General features: G+C 58.7%; 17 protein-coding genes and 3 tRNA genes. 3 read left to right on the top strand and 17 right to left on the bottom strand.

Annotated elements, in window-relative coordinates; genetic code table 11:
• Positions 1 to 14: 14 nt before the first annotated feature.
• Entirely contained in the window at positions 15 to 800 is a 786-nt protein-coding gene (locus TU76_RS15455; RefSeq protein WP_037032798.1) for an amino acid ABC transporter ATP-binding protein, read from the top strand.
• Positions 801 to 914: 114 nt separating this feature from the next.
• On the opposite strand, the gene TU76_RS15450 is transcribed toward TU76_RS15455, so the two are convergent.
• Entirely contained in the window at positions 915 to 2,951 is a 2,037-nt protein-coding gene (locus tag TU76_RS15450; protein ID WP_048352011.1) for an NADPH-dependent 2,4-dienoyl-CoA reductase, read from the bottom strand.
• Positions 2,952 to 3,162: 211 nt separating this feature from the next.
• On the opposite strand from TU76_RS15450, the gene TU76_RS15445 reads away from it, so the two are divergent.
• The gene (locus TU76_RS15445; protein ID WP_019829048.1) at positions 3,163 to 4,293 is read left to right on the top strand and encodes a carbon-nitrogen hydrolase family protein; all 1,131 of its coding nucleotides are present in this window, start codon (positions 3,163 to 3,165) and stop codon (positions 4,291 to 4,293) included.
• A 4-nt stretch (positions 4,294 to 4,297) separates the two neighbouring features.
• Positions 4,298 to 5,338 (top strand): AraC family transcriptional regulator, encoded by a 1,041-nt coding sequence (locus tag TU76_RS15440; RefSeq protein WP_019829047.1) that lies wholly within the window; start codon positions 4,298 to 4,300, stop codon positions 5,336 to 5,338.
• Positions 5,339 to 5,576: 238 nt separating this feature from the next.
• Here TU76_RS15440 and TU76_RS15435 read toward each other — a convergent pair whose 3' ends face one another.
• From TU76_RS15435 to asd, 16 genes are all read right to left on the bottom strand, one after another.
• On the bottom strand, positions 5,577 to 6,428 hold the full coding sequence (locus tag TU76_RS15435; RefSeq protein WP_048352010.1) for a DUF2242 domain-containing protein: 852 nt from the start codon (positions 6,426 to 6,428) through the stop codon (positions 5,577 to 5,579).
• A gap of 302 nt (positions 6,429 to 6,730) precedes the next feature.
• A tRNA-Asp gene (locus TU76_RS15430) sits at positions 6,731 to 6,807 on the bottom strand.
• 101 nt (positions 6,808 to 6,908) lie between these two features.
• Positions 6,909 to 6,985 (bottom strand) — tRNA-Asp (locus TU76_RS15425).
• Positions 6,986 to 7,040: 55 nt separating this feature from the next.
• Positions 7,041 to 7,116, bottom strand: a tRNA-Val gene (locus TU76_RS15420).
• A gap of 108 nt (positions 7,117 to 7,224) precedes the next feature.
• Complete coding sequence (locus TU76_RS15415; RefSeq protein WP_019829044.1) at positions 7,225 to 7,992, bottom strand: SDR family oxidoreductase; 768 nt, start codon at positions 7,990 to 7,992, stop codon at positions 7,225 to 7,227.
• An 8-nt stretch (positions 7,993 to 8,000) separates the two neighbouring features.
• Positions 8,001 to 9,212, bottom strand: coding sequence for an O-succinylhomoserine sulfhydrylase (locus TU76_RS15410; RefSeq protein WP_019829042.1), 1,212 nt, complete (start codon positions 9,210 to 9,212; stop codon positions 8,001 to 8,003).
• Positions 9,213 to 9,279: 67 nt separating this feature from the next.
• Positions 9,280 to 10,785, bottom strand: a complete 1,506-nt coding sequence (gene purF / locus TU76_RS15405; protein WP_019829040.1) for an amidophosphoribosyltransferase — start codon at positions 10,783 to 10,785, stop codon at positions 9,280 to 9,282.
• A 41-nt stretch (positions 10,786 to 10,826) separates the two neighbouring features.
• Positions 10,827 to 11,384 carry a CvpA family protein gene (locus TU76_RS15400; RefSeq protein ID WP_019829038.1) on the bottom strand — a complete coding sequence of 186 codons (558 nt, stop codon included), beginning with the start codon at positions 11,382 to 11,384 and terminating at the stop codon, positions 10,827 to 10,829.
• Positions 11,385 to 11,490: 106 nt separating this feature from the next.
• The gene (locus TU76_RS15395; RefSeq protein WP_048352009.1) at positions 11,491 to 12,117 is read right to left on the bottom strand and encodes an SPOR domain-containing protein; all 627 of its coding nucleotides are present in this window, start codon (positions 12,115 to 12,117) and stop codon (positions 11,491 to 11,493) included.
• Positions 12,101 to 13,408, bottom strand: a complete 1,308-nt coding sequence (gene folC, locus TU76_RS15390) for a bifunctional tetrahydrofolate synthase/dihydrofolate synthase (protein WP_048352008.1) — start codon at positions 13,406 to 13,408, stop codon at positions 12,101 to 12,103. The genes TU76_RS15395 and folC overlap by 17 nt, the downstream gene beginning before the upstream one ends.
• A complete protein-coding gene (accD, locus tag TU76_RS15385; RefSeq protein WP_046809805.1) occupies positions 13,405 to 14,325 on the bottom strand; it encodes an acetyl-CoA carboxylase, carboxyltransferase subunit beta in 921 nt (306 codons plus the stop codon). Before accD ends, folC begins: the two co-directional genes overlap by 4 nt.
• A 268-nt stretch (positions 14,326 to 14,593) precedes the next feature.
• Positions 14,594 to 15,217: a phosphoribosylanthranilate isomerase gene (locus tag TU76_RS15380; protein WP_019829030.1), complete on the bottom strand. Its 624-nt coding sequence runs from the start codon at positions 15,215 to 15,217 to the stop codon at positions 14,594 to 14,596.
• Between the two features lie 56 nt (positions 15,218 to 15,273).
• Entirely contained in the window at positions 15,274 to 16,098 is an 825-nt protein-coding gene (gene truA, locus TU76_RS15375) for a tRNA pseudouridine(38-40) synthase TruA (protein ID WP_019829028.1), read from the bottom strand.
• Between the two features lie 223 nt (positions 16,099 to 16,321).
• A complete protein-coding gene (locus tag TU76_RS15370) occupies positions 16,322 to 18,712 on the bottom strand; it encodes a motility hub landmark protein FimV (RefSeq protein WP_048352007.1) in 2,391 nt (796 codons plus the stop codon).
• A 188-nt stretch (positions 18,713 to 18,900) separates the two neighbouring features.
• Positions 18,901 to 19,911: an aspartate-semialdehyde dehydrogenase gene (locus tag TU76_RS15365; RefSeq protein ID WP_048352006.1), complete on the bottom strand. Its 1,011-nt coding sequence runs from the start codon at positions 19,909 to 19,911 to the stop codon at positions 18,901 to 18,903.
• A gap of 317 nt (positions 19,912 to 20,228) precedes the next feature.
• The gene (gene asd, locus TU76_RS15360; RefSeq protein ID WP_048352005.1) at positions 20,229 to 21,341 is read right to left on the bottom strand and encodes an aspartate-semialdehyde dehydrogenase; all 1,113 of its coding nucleotides are present in this window, start codon (positions 21,339 to 21,341) and stop codon (positions 20,229 to 20,231) included.
• Between the last annotated feature and the right edge of the window lie 66 nt (positions 21,342 to 21,407).

Genomic DNA, 21,407 nt, shown 5'->3' with positions numbered 1-21,407 from the left:
ACTGGAGACACACCATGCACGCACAATCTGCTTACGTTCACCCTGTGTCGCCAGTCACTGACACCCGCAAGGTAGTGGTGGATATCGCCGGACTGAACAAGTACTACAGCGCCTTTCACGTACTCAAGGGCATCGACCTGAAAGTCCGCGAAGGAGAACGCATCGTGCTGTGCGGCCCGTCCGGCTCCGGCAAATCGACCTTGATCCGCTGCATCAACCGCCTGGAAATCGCCGAACAGGGTCGCATCCTGATCAACGATACCGACCTGTCCCTGCCCACCCGTGAAGCGAGCAAGGTGCGCAGCGAAATCGGCATGGTGTTTCAACACTTCAACCTGTTCCCGCACATGAGCGTGATCGATAACTGCATCCTGGCGCCGATGTCGGTGCGCGGTTTGTCGCGCAAGAAGGCGATCGAACTGGCGCAGCATTTTTTGACCAAGGTCGGGATTGCCAGTCAGGCGGACAAATACCCGAGCCAGTTGTCGGGTGGCCAGCAGCAACGCGTCGCAATCGCCCGTGCGCTGTGCATGGAGCCAAAAATCATGCTGTTCGATGAGCCCACGTCGGCGCTGGACCCGGAAATGGTCAGTGAAGTGCTGGACGTGATGGTCAATCTGGCAGGCAGCGGCATGACGATGCTGTGCGTGACCCACGAAATGGGCTTTGCCCGTCAGGTGGCCGAGCGGGTGTTGTTTCTGGATGGCGGAATGGTGATCGAGGACTCGCCACCTGAAGAGTTCTTCAACGCGCCGAAAAGCCCGCGGGCCAAGGCGTTTTTAGCGCAGATCGTGCACTAGACACCACCCTGTGGGAGCGGGCTTGCTCGCGATCAAGGCGCCGCGGTATTGAAGTTGAACCGCGTCGATCCAATCGCGAGCAAGCCCGCTCCCACAAAGGCCCCAGGCGGGAGCCTATAGCTGCGCCGCCAATCTTGACCCCTGATTAATCGCACGCTTGGCATCCAGTTCGGCTGCCACGTCGGCACCCCCAATCAAATGCACGCTCTGCCCGGCAGCGACCAGACCGTCCTGCAACTCTCGCAGCGGGTCTTGCCCGGCGCAGATCACAATGTTGTCCACCGGCAATACCTGCGGCTCACCCTCGCCAATTCGAATGTGCAGCCCTGCATCGTCGATGCTCAGGTATTCAACGCTGTTGAGCATCTGCACCTGCTTGTTTTTCAGGCCCGCACGGTGAATCCAGCCGGTGGTCTTGCCCAGGCCGTCACCCACCTTGCTGGCTTTGCGTTGCAGCAGGAACACTTGACGCGCCGGGGCATGCACTTCGGGTTTGATCCCGGCAACGCCGCCGCGGGCTTGCAGTGCAGTATCGATGCCCCACTCTTTCCAGAACGCTTCCCGGTCCTGGCTGGTGGAGACGCCCTGATGCACCAGAAACTCGGACACATCAAAGCCGATCCCGCCTGCACCAATCACTGCAACTTTGCTGCCCACTGGTTTGCGACCCAGGATGACATCCAGATAGCTCAGCACCTTGGGGTTGTCGATACCCGCAATTGCAGGAGTGCGCGGCGCAATCCCGGTGGCCAGAATGATTTCGTCAAACCGGCCTTCGATCAACTGCTGTACATCCACACGGGTGTTCAGGCACACCTCGACACCGGTGGTTTGCAGCTTGCGCTTGAAGTAGCGCAGGGTTTCGAAGAACTCTTCCTTGCCCGGCACACGCTTGGCCACATTGAACTGGCCGCCAATCTCGCTCGCCGAATCATACAGCGTGACCTCATGCCCGCGCTCTGCCGCCACTGTGGCTGCCGATAGTCCGGCGGGGCCGGCACCCACCACAGCGATTTTTTTAACCGCAATAGTGGGCAGGTAGTTGAGTTCAGTTTCGTGGCAGGCTCGGGGGTTGACCAGGCAACTGGTGAGTTTGCCGCCAAAGGTGTGATCCAGGCAGGCCTGGTTGCAGCCGATGCAGGTGTTGATTTCGTCACTGCGCCCGGCAGCCGCCTTGTTCACGAACTCCGGATCGGCCAGGAACGGACGGGCCATGGACACCATGTCAGCGTCACCTTCGGCAAGGATCTGCTCGGCGATTTCCGGGGTATTGATGCGGTTGGTGGTAATCAGGGGCACGCTGACCGAGCCACGCAGCTTGGCCGTAACCTTGCTGAATGCGGCACGGGGCACTTTGGTCGCAATGGTCGGAATTCGTGCTTCGTGCCAGCCGATTCCGGTGTTGATCAAGGTTGCACCAGCAGATTCGACGGCCTTGGCCAGCAGGACGATTTCTTCCCAGACGCTACCGCCTGCTACCAGGTCGAGCATCGACAGACGGTAAATGATGATGAAGTTCGGGCCTACGGCTTCACGCACGCGGCGCACGATTTCCACCGGCAGGCGCATGCGGTTTTCGTAGCTGCCGCCCCAGCGGTCAGTGCGCTGGTTGGTGTGCGCCGCGAGGAACTGGTTAATCAGGTAGCCTTCGGAGCCCATGATCTCGACACCGTCATACCCGGCACTCTGGGCCAGTTTGGCGCAGGTCACGAAATCGCTGATCTGCTTTTCGATGCCCTCTTCATCCAGTTCCTTGGGCGTGAACGGGTTGATCGGCGCCTGAATCGCACTCGGCGCCACCTGACGCGGGCTGTAGGCATAGCGCCCGGCGTGGAGGATCTGCAGACAGATCTTGCCGCCGGCATCGTGTACCGCACGGGTTACAACAACGTGCTTTTCGGCCTCTTCAACCGTGCTCAGCTTGGCCGCGCCACTGTACACACCGCCCTCGTCGTTGGGCGCAATGCCGCCGGTCACGATCAAACCCACACCGCCTTTGGCCCGCTCGGCAAAATAGGCCGCCATGCGCTCGAAGCCACCGGGCTTTTCTTCGAGGCCGGTGTGCATCGAACCCATCAGGCTGCGGTTGCGCAAGGTGGTAAAACCCAGGTCCAGCGGGGCCAGTAAATGCGGGTAGTGAGTGGCAGTCATCAGTAAGCTCCACAGCGGGCTAAATCACGGAACGCGGGATGCTCTGCGGCTCCCGTCGTCTAATGAGAGGCACAGTAAAGACTCAAACGACCCCACTCAATGACCCAAAGTTACAAATTATTAACCCAAATGAGCAGCCCCCCTTGGCAAGCCTGCAAGCGCCGCCTACCCTAGGCGTCGAATTCCGCTGAAAGCTGTCTGTTCTATTTCTATGCGCAAACTTATTGGCTGCACCTTATTGATCGCCCTGGTCGCCGCTGCCGGCGGCTATGCCTACTGGGCCGCGCAACGCGACGTCGGTCATTATTTGTCAGATTTACGTGTGGAGCTGACCCTCAACGAGGGTGTCGACCAAGGCCGGGGCAACCTGCTTGGCATCGAGCCAGACCTCACACCACGCGACTATCAAAGCCTGGCACTGGTCCACCTCAAGCTTGCCTCTTATCTCAATACCGCTCGCGATGCAGGCTTGCTCAATGACAAGACCGTCGTGGTGCTGCCAGAACATATCGGTTCGTGGCTGGTGTTTCGCGGTGAAAAAAACGAGCTGTATCAGGCGGCCAACCTGAATGAAGCCATGCGCTGGCTGGCGCTAAGCAACCCGTTGGCCTTTGCCAATGCCTGGCTTCGTGCTGACGGTGAAAGCCGGATCAACGATGCTCACCTGCGCATGAAAGCCAGCAGCATGGCGGCCGATTACCAGACCTTGTTTGGCGGCCTGGCCAAAGAGTTCGGTGTCACCCTGGTGGCCGGGAGCATCGCCCTTCCTGCCCCTCGTATCGAGAATGGCAAGCTGCTGCCCGGCACTGGCCCGCTGTACAACAGCAGCGTGGTCTTCGGCAGCGACGGCGCAGCACTGGGCACTCCCCAACGCCAGTTGCTGCCCACCTATGAAGAGCAAAGCTATATTCAGCCCAGCCCCGACCATGAGTTGAATGTGGTTGATACCCCGGCCGGACGCCTGGGTATTTTGATCGGCAGCGACAGCTGGTATCCCGAGAATTACCGAACGCTGAACGAAAAAGGCGCGCAACTGATCGCTGTACCCGCGTTCATCGTGGGCAAAACCACGTGGGATAAACCCTGGGGCGGTTATAAAAGCGTGTCGACGCCCAGCGAAATCAGCCTCAAGCCCGGCGAAGTGACCGAAGGCGACGCCTGGCATCGCCTGACCCTGATCAGCAGCCTGCCCATCAGCACGGCCCAAGCCGGTGTCACCGTGTTCTTGCGCGGCAAGTTCTGGGACAAACACAGCACCGGCCTGGGCTTTATCAGCCGCAACGGTCAGACCAGCCCGGATCAGCCCGGAACCGGGGCGCGGCTGCTGAACCTCTGGTTGTAGCGCGATGAAACCGCTGCCGATGCGTTTGGGCGATCTTTCGGTCGGGTTTGTGCAGGCCCTGGCCGACGCCGTTCACAGCTGCGGCAAAGACCCTGCGCCGTTGCTCGAACAGTTCGGCCTTGACCCGGCCCGCCTGGCCCAGCCATTGGCGCGCCTGTCTATACCGCGCTACATGCGCCTGGGACACGCGGCAATTGCCCTGACCGGCGACCCGGCACTGGGCTTGCGCATGGGTCAGCTAAGCCGCTTGAGCCAGGTCGGGCTGGCCGGCGTCACCGCAGCCCAGGCTCCCACAGTACGGGAAGCGGCACGCACCCTGATTCGCTTTGAGGCCCTGTACGGCTCCAACTATCGCGGGCAATCGAGCTTTCATGAAGACGCTCAGGGTGCCTGGCTGCGGTTTTACTCCATCAGCCCATACAACGCCTACAACCGCTTTGTGGTGGACTCGATCATTGCCGGCTGGTTGCAACACCTGTCATCGGTCGCGGCCTGCCCATTGACCTGTGAACAGATCGACATTGAGTTCAGTGAACCTGACTACGCGCAGCGTTACAGCGCGCTGGACAGCTCGACGATCCAGTTTCGCGCCGAGACCAATCAGCTGCGCCTGAACCATGCCACGCTCGACTTGCGCAACCCGCAGCACTGCCCCAGTACCTGGGCTTACCTGTTGCAGTTGTGCGAGCGCGAACTGGAACAACTGACCCGCACCCGCAGCCTGCGCGAACGCATCACACAAATGCTTGGGCCTTTGCTCAATGGCGGTCGTGAACCCGACCTGGAAGAAGTGGCGGCGCGTCTGAAGCTGCCGACCTGGACGTTGAGGCGCAAGCTCACGGAAGAAGGTACGCAATTTCGCGCCATTCTCAACGACACGCGCCGCGACCTCGCCATGACCTACATCCGCGATACGGAATTAGCCTTTGGCGAGATTGCCTATTTGTTGGGGTTTGCCTCAGCCGAGGCGTTTCAGAGGGCTTTCAAGCGCTGGAACGCGCAGACGCCGGGAGAATACCGGCGCCGTCAACGCCAATCTGCGTAAACGTGCCTGGAGCTCAAAGCTCGGTGGCATCGTCAGCAGGTTCAAGCGGGTCCAGCTCAAAAGCCTGATACTCAAGCAGCTCTTCCTGATAGTCGTCCATTGCAGCATCCCTTTTCAGTCTGTTTGTTTAAGTCATGCCTGAGCATAAAGTGCCCGCATGAAGGAAAAATGACACCTTCGCGGACACTGTCACAACACATTTATAAACGTAGCAGAGCTTTTGAGAATTACCGCACGGTTATTGAGCCGGCAACGGCTCTACTGCAGCAGGTAGAGGCGTGATCGCAGGTTCGCTCTGTGGCGTTACCGGCTTGGCCGGCTCAGGCTGTTCAGTGGCCGGCTTGATCTCAGGCTCTACCGCCGCCGGGACCGCCGGGACTTCAACCGGGGAAATAGGCTCGACCTCTACCGGTGGCACGACAGGCTCACTCACAGCCTCGACAGCAGGTGCTGGCTGCTCAGTGGCAGGTGCAACGGCTTCGACCTTTGCAGGCGCTGCCTCTGGCACTCCCAGGTCAGGCTTGGGTGTTTGCGGGGCAGGTACTGCCTTTTCCACTTCTTTGGGCTTGGGCAAAAACGCTTCAACCAGCGTGAAGAAACGGTCGTAGAACTGAGGCGAAGACACCGTCTCGCTGGCGACCTTGACCATTGAGTCATCGGTGGAGCCAATTGGCATCGACACCGAACCCAGCACACCTACCCCCAGACTCGCAGAGTTGTTTACCTTCTTCAGCGCATAGCGATCCTGCAGGGCATTGGCAAACATGGTGGCGTGATGCTCGGAACCGCCATCGTCGGCGCACACAATGTTAAAGCTGATCTCCAGGTGGCTTTCGCCCGTTTGCTGGAAGCTCTTGTGCCCGCTGATGATTTTCGGATCGCTGCTGGTGATGATGTAACCCTGGCTGAGCAAGGCGCGGCGTGCGGCCTCACAGGAGGTTTTGTCGGTTACCGGGTAATTACGCGAGAACGTACCGGAATCATCGAAACTTTCATGTTCGTAGATCGCTGTCTTCTTCGATGAGCAACCTGCGAGTCCAGCCAGCACAAGGGCGACTACTACGGCACGCACGGGGAATGACATAAGCATTAATGATCCTGAAGAGAACGGTACGGGGCGTATTGTGCATCAAGTCGTGATAATCAAGGGCAGTTTGTCGCGCCTGATCGGGGTCTGAAGACCCGGGCGACCTCACTGCAGGAGCGAACCGGCTCACGAAGGTGCCAAGAGCTTCGCGGTTATCCGGCGAGTACACGCTATCGCCCAGTATCTTCGCGAGCAGGCTCGCTCCCACAGTCGTTGGGAGTTTGCAAAATTCCAGGCACAAAAAAAGCGACCCTAAGGTCGCTTTCTTTGCAGCTACAGAGAGTTCAAGGGCTCTGAAGCAAATATGGCGCAGCGGACGGGACTCGAACCCGCGACCCCCGGCGTGACAGGCCGGTATTCTAACCGACTGAACTACCGCTGCGTATCGCTCGGACTTGCGTCCGTTTGAAACTTTTAAACCTGTGACTGAAGAGCTTCGGTGCTTTTCAATCGCAAACCAGGCGAACCTGATTTGTACAAAAATGGCGCAGCGGACGGGACTCGAACCCGCGACCCCCGGCGTGACAGGCCGGTATTCTAACCGACTGAACTACCGCTGCGCGTCGGTGGTTGTTCTTTTCAGAACGACCTTTCTCTTGCGAGAATCTCAAGAAGTGGTGGGTGATGACGGGATCGAACCGCCGACCCTCTGCTTGTAAGGCAGATGCTCTCCCAGCTGAGCTAATCACCCTTTGCTTCGTTGAGGCCGCGAAATTTACGCATCTATCGAAGCTAAGTCAAGGACAAGATTGAGTTTTTTTCAAAATAAGCAAAAATAGTGGCCACCCTGCAGCGAGGCTTACTCGCTGTAGATCATCTTCTTGCTCATGCCCCCGTCAACCACAAACTCCTGACCCGTCACAAACCCGGCATTACGTGACAGTAACCAGGCAACCATCGCCGCCACGTCTTCCACGGTCCCTGCCCGGCCAGCCGGGTGCTGAGCGTGATCGGCGGCTGTCAGCGGCTCTGCACGCCTCACAGAGGGGTCTCGGGCATCAATCCAGCCCGGACTTACCGCATTGACCCGAACCTGCGGTCCAAGGCTGATGGCCAGCGCATGAGTCAACGCCAGCAAACCGCCCTTGCTCGCCACGTAAGCCTCGGTGTCGGGCTCCGACTGGCGGGCGCGGGTGGAAGCCAGATTGACGATCGAACCATTGTGCGCACGAAGATACGGCGCGCAATGCTTGGCCAACAGCATGGGCCCGGTCAGGTTGACCGCCAGAACGCGATTCCAGCGCTCCAGGCTGAGGCTTTCCAGGCCCATGTTGTGCGGGTCCGCAATCGCGGCATTGCACACCAGTCCGTCCAGTCGACCAAACTGGCCAAGGACTTGCGCGACACACTGGATGACATCGGCCTCGACCGACACATCCATGGTCACGAACCAGGCGCTTTCGCCCAGCGCCTTGGCTACCCTGGAACCCCGGGCGCGATCAATGTCGGTCAACACCACTTGCCAACCTTCACTGACCAGCCAGGCAGCAATACCCAAGCCAATGCCCCGCGCAGCGCCAGTCACCAGCGCTACGCGGCCATTACCGCCAACCGGTGCTTCGTGCATCCCGTCACTCACAGCGCAGCCAGACCTCGAGCAAGATCGGTTTGCAAGTCGGCGACATCTTCAAGACCGACCGCAATGCGGATCAAGCTATCGCGAATACCCGCCGCTTCACGCTCTTGGGGCGCCAGACGGCCATGGGAGGTCGTCGCCGGATGGGTAATCGTGGTTTTGCTGTCGCCCAGGTTAGCGGTGATCGAGATCAGGCGGGTTGCGTCGATAAAGCGCCACGCGCCCTCTTTGCCACCTTTGACCTCAAAGCTGACCACAGCTCCAAAACCGCGCTGCTGACGCTGAGCCAGTTCGTATTGCGGATGGCTCTTGAGACCGGCGTAGTGGACCTTTTCAACCCCGTCCTGCTGCTCCAGCCACTCAGCCAGCGCCTGGGCGCTGGCGCAGTGAGCACGCATGCGCAGGTTCAGGGTTTCGAGACCCTTGAGGAAGATCCATGCATTGAACGGGCTCAGGGTCGGCCCGGCAGTGCGCAAGAAGCCGACGATTTCTTTCATCTGCTCGCCACGACCGGCAACCACACCGCCCATGCAACGACCCTGGCCGTCGATAAACTTGGTGGCCGAATGCACAACGATGTCGGCACCCAGCTTAAGCGGTTGCTGCAAGGCTGGCGTACAGAAGCAGTTGTCGACCACCAGCAGCGCGCCTTTGGCGTGTGCAATCTCCGCCAGGGCAGCAATGTCTACCAGTTCGGCCAGCGGGTTGGACGGCGACTCGACAAACAGCAACTTGGTGTTGGGCTTGATAGCTGCGTCCCAGCCAGCCAGTTCGGCCAGCGGCACGTAATCGACCTGCACACCAAATCGCTTGAAGTACTTTTCAAACAGGCTGATGGTCGAACCGAACACGCTGCGCGATACCAGAATATGGTCGCCGGCGCTGCACAGGCTCATGACCACCGACAAAATGGCCGCCATGCCGGTGGCAGTCGCCACGGCCTGCTCGGCACCTTCAAGGGCAGCAATGCGCTCTTCGAAGGCACGGACAGTGGGGTTGGTGTAACGAGAGTAAACGTTGCCTGCCACTTCCCCCGAGAACCGCGCTGCCGCGTCAGCCGCCGTGCGGAACACGTAGCTGGAGGTCAGGAACATTGCATCACCATGCTCGCCTTCAGGCGTACGGTGCTGGCCAGCACGCACAGCCAAGGTGTCGAACGCTACGCCCTCAAGGTCGCTGTCCAGCCGACCCGCATCCCAATCCTGACTCATGCTGCCCACTCCTTGCTTTGTATTGGATGAACGCAAACCGGCCCATCAGGGCCGGTTTGGTGAACACTTAGTTGTTGTACAAGCCTATCGTCGCGCCAACACCTTGGGCAACCACCTTGGATGCATCATTGCGCGCACGCTCGATACGTTCCAGATAGTTGTCATCGATATCGCCGGTCACGTACTTGCCGTCAAACACAGCACAGTCGAACGCGTCGATCTTGATCTTGCCACCACCGACGGCTTCGATCAGGTCAGGCAAGTCCTGGTAGATCAACCAGTCGGCACCGATCAATTCGGCCACTTCCTGGGTACTGCGATTGTGTGCGATCAGCTCATGAGCGCTTGGCATGTCGATGCCATAGACGTTCGGGTAGCGAACGGCCGGGGCCGCCGAGCAGAAGTAGACGTTCTTGGCACCCGCTTCGCGGGCCATCTGAATGATCTGCTTGCAGGTAGTACCGCGCACGATCGAGTCGTCCACCAGCATCACGTTTTTGCCACGGAACTCCAGTTCGATGGCATTGAGTTTCTGGCGCACGGATTTTTTACGCGCAGCCTGACCCGGCATGATGAAGGTGCGGCCGATGTAACGGTTTTTAACGAAGCCTTCGCGGAACTTGACGCCTAAATGGTTGGCCAGCTCCAGAGCAGCGCAACGGCTGGTGTCCGGAATCGGAATAACCACGTCGATATCGTGTTCCGGGCGCTCGCGCAGGATCTTCTCTGCGAGTTTCTCACCCATGCGCAGACGCGCTTTATAGACCGAAACACCGTCGATGATCGAGTCCGGACGCGCCAGGTACACGTGTTCGAAGATGCACGGGGTCAATTGCGGGTTAACCGCGCACTGACGAGTGTGCAGCTTGCCGTCTTCAGTGATGTAAACGGCTTCACCCGGCGCAAGGTCGCGAATCAGGGTAAAGCCCAGCACATCCAGGGAGACGCTTTCGGAGGCGATCATGTACTCGACGCCTTCATCGGTATGACGCTGGCCGAAGACGATCGGGCGAATGCCATTCGGATCGCGGAAACCGACGATGCCGTAACCGGTGATCATGGCAACCACGGCATAACCGCCGCGGCAACGATTGTGCACGTCGGTCACTGCAGCGAACACGTCTTCTTCAGTCGGCTGCAACTTGCCGCGCTGAGCCAGCTCGTGGGCGAAGACGTTGAGCAACACTTCCGAATCGGAGTTGGTGTTGACGTGACGCAAGTCAGATTCGTAAATCTCCTTGGCCAGCTGTTCAACGTTGGTCAGGTTGCCGTTATGCGCCAGGGTGATGCCATAGGGCGAGTTGACATAAAACGGCTGAGCTTCAGCTGAAGTCGAGCTGCCAGCGGTTGGATAGCGCACGTGACCAATGCCCACGTGGCCGACCAGGCGCTGCATGTGGCGCTGATGAAACACGTCACGAACCAGCCCGTTGTCCTTGCGCAGAAATAACCGGCCATTATGGCTGGTAACAATACCGGCAGCATCCTGGCCGCGGTGCTGGAGGACGGTTAGCGCGTCATACAGCGCCTGATTGACGTTCGACTTACCGACGATACCGACGATGCCACACATGCGACGCAACCCCTACTTAATGGATCTGAACTGAACACCACTCACTTGGGCTGGGTAGCCGGCAAGAGGTGCTCCTTGAACGGAATGTCAGCGGGTACGCTGATTCCGCTGGCCAGCCACTGACTGCTCCACCCCAGAATGAGGTTTTTGGACCAGTCGGCAACCAATAGAAATTGTGGCACGAGCCTCGACTCTTGCCACCATGAGTCTTGCTGTACCGGCCCCAGGCTAAGCAGCCCGACCGCAGTGACCACGAGCAACGCGCCACGCGCAGCGCCGAAGGCCATGCCGAGAAAACGATCGGTCCCGGACAAGCCGGTGACGCGAATCAGTTCGCCGATAAGAAAATTGATCATTGCGCCTACCAGCAAGGTGGCGACAAACATGATGGTGCACCCAACGATAACGCGGGCGGAAGGAGTTTCTATGTATCCGGTGAGATATTGAGACAGTGAACCGCCGAACATCCAGGCAACGACCCCGGCAATGATCCAGGTGCACAGCGACAATGCTTCTTTTACGAAGCCGCGCTTCAAGCTGATCAAAGCGGAGATGGCGATAATTGCAACGATCGCCCAGTCAACCCAGGTAAATGGCACAGTTCAGCCTACAGACAGATAAGGCGGCGCATTTTAGCAGAGCGCCGCCTCTCAGGTAAGGCGATTTATCTGTGCTTAAGCAATCTGATTGAACCTTTTTACGCGCTCAACCACGTTCCGGCTGGAAGCGCACCACAAAACCCTTGAGATTTTGCTGTTTGCCGAGCAAATCACGCAGGCGATCGGCCTCTGCACGCTCAAGCAATGGACCGACAAAAACTCGATTCATTCCGCCAGAAGATCGCACGTAAGCGTTATACCCTTGATTGCGAAGAGTTTTTTGAAGGTTATCAGCGCTTGCCCGATTCGACAGACTCACCAGTTGGACTGACCAACTGATCGGCAAACCGTTGGGGTCAACACGTTTTTGCGTGGTATCCAGTTTGGCCGGTGCCTGGGCAACCGTTTGTGCCGGAGTGACCGCCGGTGGTTTTGGGGCAGCTACTGCAGGCTTGGCAACCACAGGCGCGACGGGAGCCGGCGCCTGATGCTCGACAATCGGCAGCTGTTCCGGGGCGGGCTCCTCAGCAATGACCTGAGGTTCCGGCACGACAACTGGCTCAACCTGAACCGGCCGCATGACCGGAGTCTGTGGCGCCGTGGGGGCATCCACCTGGATTTGACGCTGCTCGTCCTGACGAGAAAACAGCATCGGCAGAAAAATCACAGCCAGCGCCACCAATACCAGGGCGCCTACCATGCGCTGCTTGATTACCTTATCCAGCATAGCCATTTGCAGCCTCCTCCATGGCACGCCGCTCCAACCACTCGAGCGCTTGCGCGACACAATAAAATGATCCGAACAACAGGATTTCGTCTTCAGGTGTCGCCCGCTCGCACTGTGCTTCAAGCGCCGCATCCACACTGCCATAAGCCGAAACCGAAGCGCCGAGCCCTTGTAGCGCGGCCTGAACTTCGGTCGCCGTGCGCGTACGCGGGGTGTTCAACGGCGCAACCGCCCAGTGCTCGACCGACGAAGCGAGCTGCGACACTACGCCATCAAGATCCTTGTCTGCCAGCAGACCGAACACCGCCAGGCGCTTGCCAGCCACAGGCCGCTGTGACAAACGACGCTGAAGGTATTCGGCCGCATGGGGGTTGTGCCCCACATCCAGCAGCACATTCAAGGTTTTGCCTTTCCAGTTGAATGAGCGGCGATCCAGTCGACCCGTGACACGAGTTCCTTTTAGCGCGCCGATAATACGGGCCGGCTCCCAGGGCAGACCGCTCAACGCATAGGCCTGCACGGCCAGGGCTGCGTTTTCCATGGGCAAATCCAGCAGCGCAATGTCACGCAGCTCCAGGACTTGCCCTTTTGCATCCAGGCCACGCCAATGCCAGACCTGCTCTGAACTGGCCAGATCGAAGTCACGACCGCGCAAGAAGAGTGGGCAGCCCAGCTCTTTGGCCTTGTCGAGCAAGGTATGAGGAGGATTGAGATCGCCACACAAGGCGGGCTTGCCCGCACGGAAAATCCCGGCTTTCTCGAACGCCACGGATTCGCGGGTATTGCCCAGGTATTCAACATGATCGACACCGATGCTGGTGACCAGCGCCAGGTCGGCATCCACCAGATTGACCGCATCCAGTCGTCCGCCCAGCCCTACTTCCAGCACAACGGCATCCAGCTGAGCACGCTCAAACAGCCAGAACGCAGCTAACGTGCCCATTTCAAAATAAGTCAGGGAAGTCTCGCCCCGCCCTGCATCCAACGCCGCGAAGGCCTCGCAAAGCAGTTCGTCGCTGACTTCAACCCCGTCAATGTGTACGCGCTCGTTGTAGCGCAGCAAGTGAGGTGAACTGTAAACCCCCACCTTGAGCCCTTGCGCCTGCAGCAACGCGGCCACAAACGCACAGGTCGAGCCCTTGCCATTGGTGCCCGTAACCGTCACCACCCGAGGCGCGGGCTTTTGCAGCCCCATGCGGTTCGTTACCTCGCGCGCGCGATCCAGCCCCATATCAATGGCGGCCGGATGCAGCTGTTCAAGATAGGCGAGCCACTCGCCAAGGGTGCGCTGGGTCATATGTTTGCAGGTGCCGGCGGAACAACGATGGTTTCAACAGGTGCCGCAACGAACACAGGCGTAGGCAAGCCCATCATCTGTGCCAGCAGGTTACCCAGGCGTGGACGCAGTTCCTGACGCGCAATGATCAGGTCGATTGCGCCGTGCTCCAGCAGGAACTCGCTGCGCTGGAAACCTTCCGGCAGTTTTTCACGAACGGTCTGCTCGATCACGCGTGGGCCGGCAAAACCGATCAGCGCTTTCGGCTCAGCCACGATGACATCGCCAAGCATTGCCAGGCTGGCCGAAACACCGCCATAGACCGGGTCGGTCAGTACCGAGATGAACGGAATGCCTTCTTCACGCAGACGCGCCAGTACCGCAGAGGTCTTGGCCATTTGCATCAGGGAGATAAGCGCTTCCTGCATCCGCGCACCGCCGGAGGCCGCAAAGCAGATCATCGGGCAGCGGTTTTCCAGTGCGTAGTTGGCTGCACGGACGAAACGCTCACCGACGATGGCGCCCATCGAGCCGCCCATAAACGAGAACTCAAAGGCAGACACCACCACCGGCATGCCCAGCAAGGTACCGCTCATGGAGATCAGTGCGTCTTTTTCGCCGGTTTGCTTTTGTGCGCCGACCAGGCGGTCCTTGTACTTTTTGCTGTCGCGGAACTTGAGACGGTCAACCGGCTCCAGATCTGCACCCAGCTCGGCACGGCCGTCGGCATCCAGGAAAATATCGATGCGGGCACGCGCGCCAATGCGCATGTGGTGATTACATTTCGGACAAACGTCCAGGGTCTTTTCCAGCTCTGGACGATAAAGCACAGCGTCGCAAGACGGGCATTTGTGCCACAGGCCTTCAGGTACCGAACTCTTTTTGACCTCGGAACGCATGATCGAAGGAATCAGCTTGTCTACCAACCAGTTGCTCATGCTTTCTTTCTCCAGTACCGGCGACCAGAACCGTTGAGTTCAGGCCCCGTGTATGCCCTTGAGCTAAATTCATTAGGTGTGTGGCGATGGTTGCAAATGCTGCGGTCAGCCCACGGCAAACCAGCGAAACCCTGCAACCCTCAGCCTCCCGACAACACGCTCCAGAGCGGCCGCCACTTTAATTTCTGCCCGTCAAATCACCGGGCCCGCCTGCTTTGCAGAGCGGTAATGATGGACGGCGGCAGATTGCCAGCCGTCACATCGGGCATCAGTTTGTTACTCGTACTGCCTGCATAAAGGCACGAATCTTGTCGTGATCCTTGATGCCCTTGCTCTTTTCAACCCCGCCACTCACATCAACGGCATAAGGACGCACTTGGACAATGGCACCTGCCACGTTCTCGACTGTCAGGCCACCCGCCAAAATTATCGGCGCGCTCAGATCCCGTGGTATCAAAGACCAGTCGAATGCCTGACCGGTTCCACCGGGCACGCCTTCAACATAGGCATCGAGCAAAATACCGCTGGCGCCCGCATACGCCTTACAAGCACCGGCGATGTCATCACCGGCCTTTACGCGCAAGGCCTTGATGTAAGGACGGTGGTAACCCTGGCACTGCTCCGGGGTCTCATCGCCATGAAACTGCAGCAAATCCAGCGGCACTGCATCCAGCGTTTCGTTGAGTTCACAGGCGCTGGCATTGACGAACAAACCGACCGTCGTCACAAACGGTGGCAGAGCCGCAATAATGGCTCGTGCTTGCAACGCGGTAACGGCCCGCGGACTTTTTGCGTAAAACACAAAACCCAAGGCGTCAGCGCCGGCCTCGACCGCAGCCAGTGCATCTTCTATGCGGGTAATACCGCAGATCTTGCTGCGAACAACGGACATCTCGATAACACCCCGAACGCGAAAGTCCCGGATGGTAACAAATGCTTATCCGGGCGTCAGCCGTCCAGTTCGGTAAAACCAGTCAAGAAATGTGGACCTATGTAACGCTCCGGCAATTGAAACTCGTCGCGATATTCAACTTGCACCAGATACAGGCCATAGGGATGCGCCGTCACACCACCCGAGCGGCGAGCACGACTCTCCAGCACTTCCTTGATCCACTCCACTGGCCGCTCACCGGTACCGATGGTCATCAGCACACCGGCGATGTTGCGCACCATGTGATGCAGAAATGCACTGGCGCGAATATCCAGCACGATCATTCGACCGTGACGGGTCACGCGCAAATGGTGCATTTCCTTGATCGGGGATTTGGCCTGGCATTGACCGGCGCGAAAGGCACTGAAGTCATGCACGCCCAACAAGTACTGGGCAGCCTCGGCCATGCGCTCTACATCCAGCGGACGATGGTTCCAGGTGACTTCCTGATTCAAGTGCGCCGGGCGGATCTGATCGTTATAGATCACATAGCGGTAGCGCCTGGCGATAGCCTTGAAGCGCGCATGAAAATCCTCAGGCATGACCTTGGCCCAAGTCACGCTGATGTCATGGGGCAGGTTGATGTTGGCGCCCATGACCCAGGCCTTCAAAGAACGCTCGGCCTGGGTGTCAAAGTGCACGACTTGCCCGCAGGCATGCACACCGGCGTCCGTACGCCCGGCACACATCAATGAAACAGGAGAGGCCGCGACTTTTGACAGGGCGTTTTCCAGGGTTTCCTGAACGGTGAGCACACCATTGGCCTGACGCTGCCAGCCGCTGTAGCGCGAACCTTTGTATTCCACGCCAAGCGCGATTCGAAAAAAACCTTCGGCAGCCATTTCAGCGGCTGGGTTATCTATATTTGCCAAGAACTTACAGCCTGATCATAAACGCAAAGGCGGCCATTATAAGGCGCACCCGGAAAGACGCCATGAAACATTTCAACCGACCTGTAGATACCGCTGCTGGTGGTAAAGCCACCGAGGGAGTGAGCCTGCTCGCGATTGATCTTCGCAAGCAGGCTCACTCCCTCGGTTGAATCTCTAGCCGGCAAAGACCGGATCAGGTCAACCGCGCCAGCATTTCCTGGGCTTCAGCCTGCTGCTGAGCATTACCCTCTTCCATGACTTCAGTCAGGATATCCCGCGCGCCCTCGTCATCGCCCATGTCGATATAGGCCTGGGCCAGATCGAGCTTGGTAGCGGTTTCGTCGGCACCCGACAGGAAGTCAAACTCGGGCTCATCATCGGCAAATGGCTCAGCCAGGGATGACTGTTCAAGGCTTTGCGACAGTCGATGCAGCTCGGCATTGACCTTGTCCAGCTCCAAGGAAAAGCTGTCCGGTTCGGTACTCGCCGGAGCACTTTCGTCCGCCAGTGACAAATCGAAGTCATCCGGCAGCCCCAGATCCAAGTCCGACACGTCTTCACGAGCAGCCTGAGCTTCAGCCTGCTGCTCAAGGACGGCCTCAAAGCTGTCTGCCGCCGGTTTGTCGACACTCGGCGGCTCTGGAGACACCACAGCAGGCGAAGCGGCTTCAAGCTCATCGAGACTCAAATCGAAGTCGTGATCAAACGTATCGACGGGAGGAGCCGTCTCAGGCTCGGATTGCACCTCGCGATCATCACGCATCATCTCCTGCACGAACTGTGCTTGAAGCTGTGTAGCTACGGCCGCTGTGGCAATGCCCGCCGCCACCAGCATGCCCGGATAGCGCTTTTTAAGCTGCTCGACCTCAGCGTGGTTCTTGCCATTGGCAACCAGTTGACGCTCTTGGGCGATAAAAGCTTCGCGCTCCCCCAGCTCGCCGTAAACCTGCATCAGTTTTAGACGCAAATCACTGCGCTGCGGAGCTTGATCAATTGATGCCTTGAGCAATATGGCGGCTTCACTCAACTGGCGTTGCTCAATCAACTGCTCTGCCTGTTCCAGCACATCTGCCGCAGGCTTGGCCAACGACACGGGTGCAACCACGGGCGCTACGATTGCAGTTTCTGCCACTGGTGCCGGTGCCGGTGCCGGTGCCGGTGCCGGTTCGAGCTTGACGCTACGCGATGGCGTCTCCAACCCTTCAAAACTGCTCTGCGGCATATCCAGATCAACTGAAAAATCGGACTCCACTTCGAGATCCCGAGCCATGCGTGCATGTTTTTCGGCGGCTTGCAGGGCTTTGCGTCGACGCGCCATCAACAGAAGCAGGAGCAGCAGCAAGACCGCCCCGCCACCCATCAGCCCAAGCAGCATCGGGCTTGCCAGCAAGTCCTGGATTTTTCGCTCAACACTTGGCGGCGCAGTGTTTTCAACAGGGGTTGGCGCGACGGCTGTAGCGGGCACACCCTCAAGGGCAGGCGCAATATCAGCTTCAGGGGCGTCCGCCGCCTGGGCGACCAGTTGTGCCGGTATCGCCGCCGCCGGGTCGGCAGGTAGCGCTTTTTCGGCTTCCAGCTTGGCCAACTGGTCGTTCTTCAACACGATCAGGCGCTGGAGTTTGTCCAGTTGGCTTTGCAAATCTTTCATCCGGCTTTGCAGCTCGGCGTTTTCGCGGCGACTGGTATCCAGCCCCTCCTGGGTCATCGCCAGCTTGTCACTCACATTACTGGCGTCCCCAGCAGCGCCCTTGCCCGCCGCCTTGCTCGGCTGGCCCGATACCAGACTCAAGCCATCCCGGGTCACGGCCTTGGCGGGCGACGCCTGCTCAGGCTTGCGCCCGGTGGCATCCAGCTGTTGAGCCAGCGGCACGGTGCGACGGCCATTACGCCAATCGGAATTTTGCGAGGCGACCTCGTTAACGGCCTTGGCATGAGGCAACAGCACGCTTTGGCCCGAGTCCGGCAAGCGCAGCACCTGACCGGTTTTAAGACGGTTGATATTGCCGTTGATGAAGGCATCAGGGTTCAGGGCCTGAATCGCCAGCATGGTCTGCTGCACCGAGCCGCCATTGCGTGCCTTGGCGGCGATTTCCCACAAGGTGTCACGGGCCGTCGTGGTGTATTGCGTTGGCTGTGCAGATTCAGGCGCAGAAGCCGACGCCGCAGCAGCCGTCTGGGGCGAGAACTTTGCAGGATCGAGCAACACGCTGTAGTCGCGCATCAAGCGGCCGTTGGGCCACATCACCTGCACCAGGAACTTAACAAAAGGTTCGGACAGCGGCTGGCTGGAAGTCACGCGCAACACGCTCTTGCCATCAGCGTTGATCACTGGCGTGAAACGCAGATCATCCAGGTATGCCGGGCGTGGCACGCCTGCCTTGCTGAACTCCTGCTCAGGGGCAAGGCTGGGCACCACTTGTGCCGCGGTCAGATCCTTAACGTCCAGCAACTCGATTTCTGCAAGCAGTGGCTGGTTTTGGGTCGACTTAAGCGTCAGTTCCCCGAGCCCAAGCGCGTGTGCCATACCGGATGACAGCGCCGAAGCGGCGGCGATTGCTAACACTAATTTGCGAACCTGAACCATAGCCTCTTCCTTATTGGTACAGCCCTCGTCCCACGAGACCTGCATAGCTGCTGCCTGAAGGCATGGTCCGGGGCTTTTGCCACCGGACACATCACCCCATTAAACCTGCAAGCCCTTACAGCAGCTTTACTGCGGCGACCGGCACTGGAACCTTGGGCAACCAGTTACAAATTGGCGCCAAGTATCTTTTACAGCAGGTCTTTTATCAACAACTCAGCCAACTGTACGGCGTTCAACGCAGCACCCTTGCGTACGTTGTCTGAGGTCAGCCACAGGTTGAGCTGGGAAATGTCGTCCACACCGTGACGGACACGACCTACATAGACCACGTCCTGACCTACCGCATCCCCCACAGCTGTAGGATAGTCGCCGTCTTCAACCAACTCGATACAATCACCGGCTTCAAGCGCGGCATTGACCCCGGCCAGGTCAACCGGACCGGCCAGTTGCATGGACACACTAAAGCTATCGCCAAAAAACACCGGCGCTTGAATGCAGGTGACAGAAATTTTCAGCGCAGGCATGCCCAGCACTTCGCGCAACTCCGTCACCAGGCGTTTTTCCAGCGGCACATGGCCCTGAGCATCTGGCTTTCCAACTTGTGCCAGCAGGTTGAATGCCATCTGGCGATCAAAAAAACGGGTCTCCAGCGGATGCAGGTTCAACAACGCAGTGGTTTGGCGCGCCAGCTCAGAAACCGCTTCACGCCCTTGGGCAGAGACCGCTAGGCACGCGGTCACACTCACATGTTCAATGTCCAGCAAACCGCGTAACGGCGCCAGGACCACAGCCAGGGCGGTCGCCGAAGGGCTCGGACTGCTGACCTGAACAGGCTTTTTCAACGAAGCCAAAACTGGCGCATTCGCTTCAGGCACCACATGCGGCGCTTGAGCCGAAGGCAGTGCACCGGACAAATCGATCACAATGCAGCCGGCTGCGCTGGCTTTGGCAGCAAAACCAAGGGTGACGGCAGGCCCTGCGGCAAAGAAAACCAGCTGAACCTTGCTGAAATCGAACTCGTCGACTTCACGCACTCTTACGTTTTTGCCTCGAAAAGGCACCGAATGCCCGACCGACTCGCTGCTGGCCAGCAAGTGCAAATCCGCTATCCGGAAATCGCGCTCTTCCAGGATCTGTACGATGGTTTCGCCGACAGTGCCGGTGGCGCCAACAACGGCGATATCAAAGGACTGGCTCATGTGTCTACCTCAGGCGAAACGTGGGGAGCGGCACTTTACCGGGCGCAACTGCGACAGGCAACGCAACCGGCCAATTTGATGGCTGATGACAATTCGTAGCAGCTGCCGAGGAACGATGGCTGCGTCCGATTGCGAAGCGATCGTAAAACCTGTGTACACGTTTTAACAGGTAGACCGAAGGCTCAGGCCTTACGACGACTGCGTCGCCGGACGCAGCCATCGTTCCTTGGCAGCTGCTACGGCTAACCACCACACGAGAATCCAATAAAAAACCCGCCACTCTTGCGAGAGGCGGGCCTTGGGTTTGCCAGGACGAATTAACGCTCCAGCAAGATCCGCAACATGCGACGCAACGGCTCAGCCGCGCCCCACAGCAACTGATCGCCAACGGTGAATGCACCGAGGAATTGCGAACCCATGTTCAGCTTGCGCAGACGGCCAACCGGCACATTCAGGGTACCTGTGACCTTGGTCGGGCTCAGTTCTTGAATGCTGGCTTCACGCTGATTCGGCACCAGCTTGACCCAAGGGTTGTGCTGGCTGATCAAGCCTTCGATATCAGCAATGGGCACATCCTTGTTCAGCTTGATGGTCAATGCCTGACTGTGGCAACGCATCGCGCCGATACGCACACAGATACCGTCAACAGGAACCGGGTTTTTGAAGCGACCCAGAATCTTGTTCGTTTCTGCCTGCGCCTTCCATTCTTCACGGCTCTGACCGTTTGGCAGCTCTTTGTCGATCCACGGAATCAAGCTACCAGCCAAGGGCACGCCGAAGTTTTCGGTCGGGTACGCATCGCTGCGCATGGCTTCTGCCACACGACGGTCAATGTCCAGGATTGCACTGGCCGGATCAGCCAGTTGATCTGCCACCGCGGCATGGGTCGCGCCCATTTGCTTGATCAGCTCACGCATGTTCTGCGCGCCGGCGCCCGAGGCCGCCTGGTAGGTCATGGCGCTCATCCACTCCACCAGACCTGCTTCAAACAGGCCGCCCAGGCCCATCAGCATCAGGCTGACGGTGCAGTTGCCGCCGATGTAGTTCTTGGTGCCCGCGTCCAGTTGCTGGTCGATCACCTTGCGGTTGACCGGGTCCAGAATAATGACCGCGTCATCCTGCATCCGCAGGCTCGATGCCGCATCGATCCAGTAACCTTGCCAACCCGCCTCACGCAGCTTGGGGAACACCACGGTGGTGTAGTCGCCGCCCTGGCAGGTCAGGATCACATCGAGGGTTTTTAACTCTTCAATGTTGTAAGCATCCTTGAGCGGGGCAATATCCTTGCCCACGGACGGACCTTGTCCACCGACATTGGAAGTAGTAAAAAACACTGGCTCAATAAGATCGAAATCCTGCTCTTCCAGCATCCGCTGCATGAGTACGGAACCAACCATACCGCGCCAACCGACCAGACCTACACGCTTCATCACAACGACACCTTTAACAAAAAGTGGGGTCGTTACTTCCACCAACAGGAAGTAACGGGCCAGAGA

Source organism: Pseudomonas psychrophila, assembly GCF_001043005.1.
GTDB classification, from domain to species: domain Bacteria; phylum Pseudomonadota; class Gammaproteobacteria; order Pseudomonadales; family Pseudomonadaceae; genus Aquipseudomonas; species Aquipseudomonas psychrophila.
The sequence above is the reverse complement of the archived record's forward strand: the minus strand, read 5'-3'. Positions and strand labels throughout refer to the sequence as shown.

Bases quoted from the DNA above. Each gene is read 5' to 3' on its own strand.
- TU76_RS15455 (WP_037032798.1), top strand. From the start codon at position 15: ATGCACGCACAATCTGCTTACGTTCACCCTGTGTCGCCAGTCACTGAC.
- TU76_RS15450 (WP_048352011.1), bottom strand. From the start codon at position 2,951: ATGACTGCCACTCACTACCCGCATTTACTGGCCCCGCTGGACCTGGGT.
- TU76_RS15445 (WP_019829048.1), top strand. From the start codon at position 3,163: ATGCGCAAACTTATTGGCTGCACCTTATTGATCGCCCTGGTCGCCGCT.
- TU76_RS15440 (WP_019829047.1), top strand. From the start codon at position 4,298: ATGAAACCGCTGCCGATGCGTTTGGGCGATCTTTCGGTCGGGTTTGTG.
- TU76_RS15435 (WP_048352010.1), bottom strand. From the start codon at position 6,428: ATGCTTATGTCATTCCCCGTGCGTGCCGTAGTAGTCGCCCTTGTGCTG.
- TU76_RS15415 (WP_019829044.1), bottom strand. From the start codon at position 7,992: ATGCACGAAGCACCGGTTGGCGGTAATGGCCGCGTAGCGCTGGTGACT.
- TU76_RS15410 (WP_019829042.1), bottom strand. From the start codon at position 9,212: ATGAGTCAGGATTGGGATGCGGGTCGGCTGGACAGCGACCTTGAGGGC.
- purF (WP_019829040.1), bottom strand. From the start codon at position 10,785: ATGTGTGGCATCGTCGGTATCGTCGGTAAGTCGAACGTCAATCAGGCG.
- TU76_RS15395 (WP_048352009.1), bottom strand. From the start codon at position 12,117: ATGGCTATGCTGGATAAGGTAATCAAGCAGCGCATGGTAGGCGCCCTG.
- folC (WP_048352008.1), bottom strand. From the start codon at position 13,408: ATGACCCAGCGCACCCTTGGCGAGTGGCTCGCCTATCTTGAACAGCTG.
- accD (WP_046809805.1), bottom strand. From the start codon at position 14,325: ATGAGCAACTGGTTGGTAGACAAGCTGATTCCTTCGATCATGCGTTCC.
- TU76_RS15380 (WP_019829030.1), bottom strand. From the start codon at position 15,217: ATGTCCGTTGTTCGCAGCAAGATCTGCGGTATTACCCGCATAGAAGAT.
- truA (WP_019829028.1), bottom strand. From the start codon at position 16,098: ATGGCTGCCGAAGGTTTTTTTCGAATCGCGCTTGGCGTGGAATACAAA.
- TU76_RS15370 (WP_048352007.1), bottom strand. From the start codon at position 18,712: ATGGTTCAGGTTCGCAAATTAGTGTTAGCAATCGCCGCCGCTTCGGCG.
- TU76_RS15365 (WP_048352006.1), bottom strand. From the start codon at position 19,911: ATGAGCCAGTCCTTTGATATCGCCGTTGTTGGCGCCACCGGCACTGTC.
- asd (WP_048352005.1), bottom strand. From the start codon at position 21,341: ATGAAGCGTGTAGGTCTGGTCGGTTGGCGCGGTATGGTTGGTTCCGTA.